The organism is Pseudomonas sp. DrBHI1 (genome assembly GCF_002205115.1).
In the GTDB taxonomy this organism is placed as follows: domain Bacteria; phylum Pseudomonadota; class Gammaproteobacteria; order Pseudomonadales; family Pseudomonadaceae; genus Aquipseudomonas; species Aquipseudomonas mosselii.
Map to the genome: position 1 here is coordinate 1 of NZ_NIBE01000051.1, position 8,777 is coordinate 8,777.

Consider the following 8,777-nt stretch of genomic DNA (forward strand, 5'->3'; position numbering starts at 1 on the left):
CGTGGGAGCGGGCTTGCCCCGCGATGACGTCCCGGTGATTTGCGCCAGCTATCGCGACTGGCACAATACCGACCATGAACAGACTCCCCACCTGCTGCGCCCCGCTCCAGCACCACTGGCCCCTGCCCCGCCCGGTCCCCGGCGCGGTGCTGGTCAGCTGCGCCTTCGACCCGGCCCGCCTGGCCGCCGACGACTTCCAGCGCGCCGGCATCGAGCAGACCGCCAGCCTGCAACGCTCGGTGGCCAAGCGCCAGGCCGAGTACCTGGCCGGTCGGGTCTGCGCCCGCGAGGCACTGCAACGCCTGGATGGCCGCGATTATGTACCGGCCACCCACGAGGACCGCTCACCGATCTGGCCCGCCGACATCCGTGGCTCGATCACCCACGGCCAAGGCTGGGCCGCCGCGGTTGTCGCCGCCGACGGCCACTGTCGTGGCCTGGGCCTGGACCAGGAAACCCTGCTCAGCGAAGAGCGCGCCGAACGCCTGGCCGGGGAAATCCTCACCCCCGCCGAACTGGAGCGCCTGGACCGCAGCCAGCAGGCCCTGGCCGTGACCCTGACCTTCTCGCTCAAGGAAAGTCTGTTCAAGACCCTCTACCCGCTCACCCGGCAGCGCTTCTATTTCGAACACGCCGAACTGCTGGCCTGGTCCGCCGACGGCCATGCCCGCCTGCGCCTGCTCACCGACCTGTCGGCCGAGTGGCACCACGGCGTCGAGCTCGATGGCCAGTTCTGCCTGCAGGACGGCCATCTGCTCAGCCTGATCAGCGTCTAGTCGCGCGGCTGCTCACGCGGCCAGCTCAGGCTGAAACACGCCCCGCCCAGCTGCTCGCTGTGCCCGACCAGGGCGCGGCCGCCGTGCCAGTAGATGATCCGCCGCACGATCGACAGCCCCAGCCCATGCCCGCCCGAAGCCCGGGTGCGGCTGTCGTCGAGGCGGGTGAACGGGGTGAAGATGCGGTGCCACACCCCTTCGGGAATCCCGGGGCCGTCGTCCTCCACATCGATGCGGCAACGTTGCTGGCCGATCTGATAGCTCAGGCGCACTTGCGATTCGGCATGGCGCATGGCATTGCGCACCAGGTTCTGCAAGGCCCGGTGCAGGTAGCGCGGTTCGGCCTCGACGCGGGCGTCGCCACCGTCGAGCCCGTGGCACACTCCGCGTAACACCCGCACTTCGGCCCGCAGCGGCGCCAGCTCCTCGATCACCCGCGCCAGCAGCTCGTCCAGGTCCACCACCTGGAAATGCAGGGCCGGCGCGCCCTGCTCCAGGCGGGCGTAAGTCAGCATCTCGTCGACCAGCTTGTCCAGGTCCTGGATATCGCCGTCCATGCCCGCCAGGTGCTTGGCCCGGGCCTCGTCACTGCCGGCGCTCTCGATCATCTCCAGGCCGAAGCGCAGCCGCGCCACCGGCGTGCGCAATTCGTGGGACACCGCCCGCACCAGCTCGCGCTGCATGGTCAAGGAACGTTGTAGGTGCTCGGCCATGCCGTTGAAGGCCTCGGCCAGACGCCCCACCGAGTCGGCATCGCCCGCCGGCACGCGGGTGTCTAGGCTGCCCTGGGCGATGCGCGTGGCCGCCACCTCCAGGCCCGACACGCGACGCTCCAGCTGACGCACCAGCAGGTAAACCACCAGCCCGATCAGGCACAGGCCGAGGAAGGCGATCAGGATCAGCAACTGCGGCGGATAGGGGTTGAGCTGGTACAGCGGGCCGATCTCCAGCACCCAGGGCGAGCCGGACAGCCCCGAGAACACGCGGATCGAATCTCCGTCCCGGCCCAGGGCCATCACCGTGTCGCCCTCCTCCACCCGGCGGCGCTGGTCGTCGTCCAGGGCGGCGCGCTCGATACGCTGCAGGGCGATGTCGAAGCCGAAGCCCTTGCTCTGGCGCAGCTGCGCCAGGCGCGCCTGCTGCTCGGTCACCGGATAGCGCACCAGTTCGTCGGCCAACAGGTAAAGCGTGGCGCGGGCCAACTGCTCGCTGATCTGCTTGACCTCGGCCACCAGCAGCAGGTCCTCGTGACCAACCCGGCGCAACACCCGGGCGGCATGCGGGCCGGTCTTCTCCACCACCACCAGGTCGCGGTACAGCCGCGCCCGCTGCCCACCGTCGAGGGTGAACGCCGACAGCGGCTGCAGGTCCAGCGGCACGCCGAGCAGGCGCTCCCAGATCACCAGCGAACGGGTGCGCTCCACTGCGTTCTGCTGCGCCAGGTTGTCGGCCATCAGGCTAAAGGTGCCCTGGGCCAGACGCTCGCGGTGCTGGCCAGCACGGATCTCGTTGACCAGGTGCAGGCTCAGCACGCCGAGCACGGCTACCAGTACCAGCACCGCGAGCATGCCGCCATAGATGCGCAGGAAGATCGAGTTCATGGCGCCTCGCCGACGAACAGGTAGCCCTTGCTGCGCAGGGTCTTGATCAGCCGCGGGGTGATGGGGTCGTCGCCGATCTTGGGGCGGATCTTGGAAATGCGCACATCGATGGAGCGGTCCTGGCCGTCGTAGCCGACGCCGCGCAGCGAGGTGAAGATCTCCTCGCGGGACAGCACCCGCCCGGCGTTGCTGGCGAGCAGCCAGAGCAGGTCGAATTCGGCGCCGGTCAGCTCGATCAGTTGGCCGCTCAGACGCGCCTCGCGCTGGCGGCTGTCTATATGCAGCGGGCCGAACGTCAGCTCCTGTCGTCGCTCCGGGGCCTCGCTGCGGCGCAGCAGGGCGTTGATGCGCGCCAGCAGCACGCGCGGGCGCACCGGCTTGCAGACATAGTCGTCGGCGCCCAGGTCCAGGCCCTGGATCTGGTCCAGTTCGTCGCTGCGGGCGGTGAGCATGAGGATGGGGCCGGCGTACTGGCCGCGCACCCGGCGGCAGATGCTCAGGCCGTCCTCGCCGGGCAGCATCAGGTCGAGGATCACCAGGTCCGGCTGGCTGTCGATGATACGCCGGGCGGCACGGCCGCCGTCGCCCTCCACCGCCACCTCGAAGCCATTGGCCTGGAGGTACTCGGCGGTGAGCTCGGCGAGGCGCTGGTCGTCCTCGACGATGAGGATGCGGTTGATTGGCTGGTCCATGGCCTTACCCTTCTTCTGTTTTTGTCGGGCCTTGCTGTTGGCTGTAGCGGCCTCATCGCGGGGCAAGCCAGTACAACCCTTTGATTCCAGCGAAAATCCACCTTCACCAAAGCGCAACATCAGCCCCGGATACTACGTCCCGCCCCCACCCCTGCCAACCACCCCAGAACGTCCCATAACTGAACCGTTTTTTGTGATAGGGTTCGCGCCCGAAAAAATCTGCGCGGCGACGTAGCACAGCCAAAAAATAGTGCAAACCTCTTGGGACAAGGCCTACAGCGAATACCCACGGATCACTCACAAAGTACCCACAAGTTATCCACAGACGCTCACCTTGCAAAGCCCCCAAGACCGCATTATCTTGTATCCCTGTCGCAGCGAACCACTAGATATTGGGTTTCGCGCAAAATCACAAACACAAGTCGCCTGGCAAATTCAAGCGAATTTACCGACTGAACTTAACGTGATTCCAACAGCCAAACCGCTCCTGCGGAGGGCGACCGAGGCAAGCCGCAGATGGCCTTGTTCGGGTATGAGTGTTGCAGGCAGGGCCTCGCCACTCATCAGCAACAGATTTTGGGTACGCCCAGAACCTTTGACTTCGGCCAGGGAGCGGCAGGTTATTGCCCCTTATTCCTGAGTCTGTCCCGAAGTCGGTAAGCCCGAGCGGGCGTATGCGCGTGCATGACGCCTCCCCGCCCGGGCCATCGAGCAAGTGGACGGAACGGTGGGCGCCCCAACAAGGCGCCTGAACAAACTAGAAACTGTGGAGACACCCACCCATGCAAACCGACACAACTCGCGAGAACCCGCAGGGCAAAGCGCCGCAGGCCGCCGATTCCAATCAGGATCTGGCAGCCACCGCGCCTGGCCAACTGCGCGTGATCAAGCGCAACGGCACTGTCGTCCCCTACACCGACGACAAGATCACCGTTGCCATCACCAAGGCGTTCCTCGCAGTTGAAGGCGGCACCGCCGCCGCCTCGTCGCGCATCCACGACACCGTCGCGCGCCTGACCGAGCAGGTCACCGCCACGTTCAAGCGTCGCATGCCATCGGGTGGCACCATCCACATCGAAGAAATCCAGGACCAGGTCGAACTGGCCCTGATGCGCGCCGGCGAGCAGAAAGTCGCCCGCGACTACGTGATCTACCGCGACCAGCGTGCCAAAGAGCGCGCCACCCGCGCCAACACCGACGCCGTGGTCGAGCCGCACCCAAGCATCCGCATCACCCTGGCCGACGGCAGCCTGGCGCCTCTGGACATGGCCCGCCTGAACACCATCATCAGCGAAGCCTGCGAAGGCCTGGCCGAAGTCGATGGCGAGCTGATCCAGCGCGAAACCCTGAAGAACCTGTACGACGGCGTGGCCCTGAAAGACGTCAACACCGCCCTGGTGATGACCGCCCGTACCCTGGTCGAGCGCGAGCCAAACTACTCGTTCGTCACCGCCCGCCTGCTGATGGACACCCTGCGCGCCGAAGGCCTCGGCTTCCTGGGCGTGGCCGACAGCGCCACCCACCACGAGATGGCCGACCTGTACGCCAAGGCCCTGCCGGCCTACGTCGAGAAAGGCGTCGAGTTCGAACTGCTCGACCCGGCGCTGAAAGGCTACGACCTGGAGCGCATGGGCAAGGCGATCAACCACGAGCGTGACCAGCAGTTCACCTACCTGGGCCTGCAGACCCTGTACGACCGCTACTTCATCCACAAGGATGGCGTGCGCTTCGAACTGCCGCAGGTGTTCTTCATGCGTGTGGCCATGGGCCTGGCGCTGGAAGAGAAAGACAAGGAAGCCCGTGCGATCGAGTTCTACAACCTGTTGTCGTCCTTCGACTACATGGCCTCGACCCCGACCCTGTTCAACGCCGGTACCCTGCGTCCGCAGCTGTCCAGCTGCTACCTGACCACCGTGCCGGACGACCTGTCGGGCATCTACCACGCGATCCACGACAACGCCATGCTGTCGAAATTCGCCGGTGGCCTGGGCAACGACTGGACCCCGGTACGTGCGCTGGGCTCGTACATCAAGGGCACCAACGGCAAGTCGCAAGGCGTCGTGCCGTTCCTGAAAGTGGTCAACGACACCGCCGTCGCCGTAAACCAGGGTGGCAAGCGCAAGGGCGCCGTGTGTGCCTACCTGGAAACCTGGCACCTCGACATCGAAGAATTCATCGAGCTGCGCAAGAACACCGGTGATGACCGTCGTCGTACCCACGACATGAACACCGCCAACTGGATCCCTGACCTGTTCATGAAGCGCGTCTTCGATGACGGCAAGTGGACCCTGTTCTCGCCGTCGGAAGTGCCTGATCTGCACGACCTGACCGGCAAGGCCTTCGAAGAGCGCTACGAGTACTACGAAGCCCTGACCGAGTACAACAAGATCAAGGTGTTCAAGACCATCCAGGCCAAAGACCTGTGGCGCAAGATGCTGTCGATGCTGTTCGAGACCGGCCACCCATGGCTGACCTTCAAGGACCCGTGCAACCTGCGCAGCCCGCAGCAGCACGTGGGCGTGGTCCACAGCTCGAACCTGTGCACCGAGATCACCCTGAACACCAACAAGGACGAGATCGCGGTCTGCAACCTGGGCTCGATCAACCTGCCGAACCACATCGTCGATGGCAAGCTGGACACCGCCAAGCTGCAACGCACCGTGAACACCGCCGTGCGCATGCTCGACAACGTGATCGACATCAACTACTACTCGGTGCCGCAAGCGCGCAACTCGAACTTCAAGCACCGCCCTGTCGGCCTGGGGATCATGGGCTTCCAGGACGCGCTGTACCTGCAGCACATCCCGTACGGTTCGGACGCTGCCGTCGAGTTCGCCGACAAGTCGATGGAAGCGGTCAGCTACTACGCAATCCAGGCTTCCTGCGACCTGGCCGACGAGCGCGGCGCCTACGAGACCTTCCAGGGTTCGCTGTGGTCCAAGGGCATCCTGCCGCTGGACAGCCAGCAGATCCTGATCGAGGCCCGTGGCCAGAAGTACATCGACGTCGACCTGACCGAGAGCCTGGACTGGGCCCCGGTGCGCGAGCGCGTCAAGAAAGGTATTCGTAACTCGAACATCATGGCCATCGCGCCGACCGCGACCATCGCCAACATCACCGGCGTGTCGCAGTCCATCGAGCCGACCTACCAGAACCTGTACGTGAAATCGAACCTGTCGGGCGAATTCACCGTGATCAACCCGTACCTGGTCCGCGACCTGAAAGCCCGCGGCCTGTGGGACTCGGTGATGATCAACGACCTGAAGTACTACGACGGTTCGGTGCAGCAGATCGAGCGTATCCCGCAAGAGCTGAAGGACCTGTACGCCACCGCGTTCGAAGTCGAGACCAAGTGGATCGTCGATGCCGCCTCCCGTCGCCAGAAGTGGATCGACCAGGCCCAGTCGCTGAACCTGTACATCGCCGGCGCCTCGGGCAAGAAACTGGACGTGACCTACCGCATGGCCTGGTACCGTGGTCTGAAGACCACCTACTACCTCCGTGCCCTGGCCGCGACCAGCACCGAGAAGTCGACCATCAACACCGGCAAGCTCAACGCCGTGTCGAGCGGCGGCGACAGCGCCCCGGTCCAGGCCGCGGGCCCTGCCCCGGTACCGAAGGCCTGCGCCATCGACGAGCCGGATTGCGAAGCCTGCCAATAAGGCCTTCGCAGCGCTGAGCTGAACATGCCGCCTCAATCGCCCTCATGGGTGGCTGAGGCGGCATTTTTTTGCGCCCCGACATCCCCCTGCGGGAGCGGTGCGTGGGAACGGCACGTGGGAGCGGGCTTGCCCCGCGATAGGGCCCCTACAGGCAATACACCCCCTAGGCCCTGACCAAGATCAAAACACCATATGTAGCGCCAAACAAAAAAAATCACACTACATATAGGATCTAATCCCATTTAGAGCTAGACTCTTACCCCGTGACGAACCACCGGTGTCCAGTGAACGGAAGCACGTAATGCAGGTCGAAAATTTACCGCCCTGCGCCCCCTGCGCCGCCCCGATCCAAAGTGATTTCCGGTATACTTCGCGGCCCCAAAAAGGGATGAGCCAATGATCGACTGCGTGAAGCAAGCCCCCGGGGCCACACCGCAGGTTTTATCGTTGCCGTACAGCTTCCAGGTGCCCTGCCCCCTCGCCCGAGTGCAGGCCAGGCGCCGACCCGAACACCTTCAAACGTGACGAGAGCCCGCTCTCACTGCCTGCCGCAGCGCCCGTTGGCGTAGCGTCCTACAGGCATCACTTCAAAATCCAACCGGTTGCCCCGCGCAACCCTCTAGCAGGAGCCAGGACCATGCTGAGCTGGGACGAATTCGACAAAGAAGACGGTGAAGTCGCCGCCAAAGGCAACACCCCCGCGCAGGCCGCAGCCGCCACCACCCTCGACAAGCTCGACAGCGCCGGCGGTGCCGCCGCCCTGGAAGCTCGCGCCGCCACCGCCGCCGACTCCGACGCCGTAAAGCGCGCCAAGGCTGCGCTGGACGCCCTGGACATCGCCGAAGGCCTGGCCGAGCTGGAAGGCTCCTCGGCCCGCGTCGCGGTCGATGAAAAGCGCATGATCAACTGCCGCGCCGACCTCAACCAGTTGGTACCGTTCAAGTACGACTGGGCCTGGCAGAAGTACCTCGACGGCTGCGCCAACCACTGGATGCCGCAAGAGGTCAACATGACCGCCGACATCGCCCTGTGGAAGAGCATGGACGGCCTGACCGAAGACGAGCGCCGCATCGTCATGCGCAACCTCGGCTTCTTCTCCACCGCCGACTCGCTGGTGGCCAACAACCTGGCCCTGGCCGTGTACCGCCTGATCACCAACCCGGAGTGCCGCCAGTACATCCTGCGCCAGGCCTTCGAAGAGGCGATCCACACCCACGCCTACCAGTACTGCATCGAGTCGCTGGGCATGGATGAAGGCGAGATCTTCAACATGTACCACGAGATCCCATCGGTTGCGAAAAAAGCCGCCTGGGGCCTGAAGTACACCCGCGCCATCTCGGACCCGGAGTTCAACACCGGCACCGTCGAGACCGACAAAGAGCTGCTGCGCAACCTGATCGCCTACTACTGCGTGCTGGAAGGCATCTTCTTCTACTGCGGCTTCACCCAGATCCTGTCGATGGGCCGCCGCAACAAGATGACCGGCGTCGCCGAGCAGTTCCAGTACATCCTGCGCGACGAGTCCATGCACCTGAACTTCGGCATCGACGTGATCAACCAGATCAAGATCGAGAACCCGCACCTGTGGGATGCCGCGATGAAGGAAGAGGCTACCCAGATGATTCTGCAGGGTACCCAGCTGGAGATCGAATACGCCCGTGACACCATGCCACGCGGCGTGCTGGGCATGAATGCGGCGATGATGGAGGATTACCTCAAGTTCATTGCCAACCGTCGACTGACCCAGATTGGTCTGAAGGAAGAGTATCCGGGGACTACCAACCCGTTCCCTTGGATGAGCGAGATCATGGACTTGAAGAAGGAGAAGAACTTCTTTGAGACTCGGGTTATTGAGTATCAGACTGGTGGTGCTCTGAGCTGGGATTGATCGTCCAGCTATCCAGAAAGGCTGCCCTTGGGCAGCCTTTTTTATTTACCGAGCCTCAAAATCAAGAAACGGAAGTGTCAGATTTTTTGTGTGCGGGCCGGTAACGGCCTGCCGTCAGGCAGGCCCTGACTTTCACCAGGTCGGCCTGATGAACCGAT

The 8,777-nt window shown here is 64.1% G+C and carries 5 protein-coding genes; 3 read left to right on the top strand and 2 right to left on the bottom strand.

Annotated features, from left to right (window positions below; genetic code table 11):
* Positions 1-74 precede the first annotated feature (74 nt).
* Entirely contained in the window at positions 75-776 is a 702-nt protein-coding gene (locus CC207_RS09320) for a 4'-phosphopantetheinyl transferase (RefSeq protein WP_069017431.1), read from the top strand.
* Here the strand turns inward: CC207_RS09320 and CC207_RS09325 are convergent.
* Positions 773-2,377 carry an ATP-binding protein gene (locus CC207_RS09325; RefSeq protein ID WP_088851994.1) on the bottom strand — a complete coding sequence of 535 codons (1,605 nt, stop codon included), beginning with the start codon at positions 2,375-2,377 and terminating at the stop codon, positions 773-775. The two genes, CC207_RS09320 and CC207_RS09325, sit on opposite strands and share 4 nt — an antisense overlap.
* Complete coding sequence (locus tag CC207_RS09330; RefSeq protein ID WP_028690938.1) at positions 2,374-3,069, bottom strand: response regulator; 696 nt, start codon at positions 3,067-3,069, stop codon at positions 2,374-2,376. The genes CC207_RS09325 and CC207_RS09330 overlap by 4 nt, the downstream gene beginning before the upstream one ends.
* 782 nt (positions 3,070-3,851) lie before the next feature.
* Between CC207_RS09330 and CC207_RS09340 the strand changes: the two genes are divergently transcribed.
* Positions 3,852-6,731, top strand: a complete 2,880-nt coding sequence (locus CC207_RS09340) for a ribonucleoside-diphosphate reductase subunit alpha (RefSeq protein ID WP_062363798.1) — start codon at positions 3,852-3,854, stop codon at positions 6,729-6,731.
* Between the two features lie 637 nt (positions 6,732-7,368).
* A complete protein-coding gene (locus tag CC207_RS09345) occupies positions 7,369-8,619 on the top strand; it encodes a ribonucleotide-diphosphate reductase subunit beta (protein WP_050704266.1) in 1,251 nt (416 codons plus the stop codon).
* Positions 8,620-8,777: the final 158 nt, after the last annotated feature.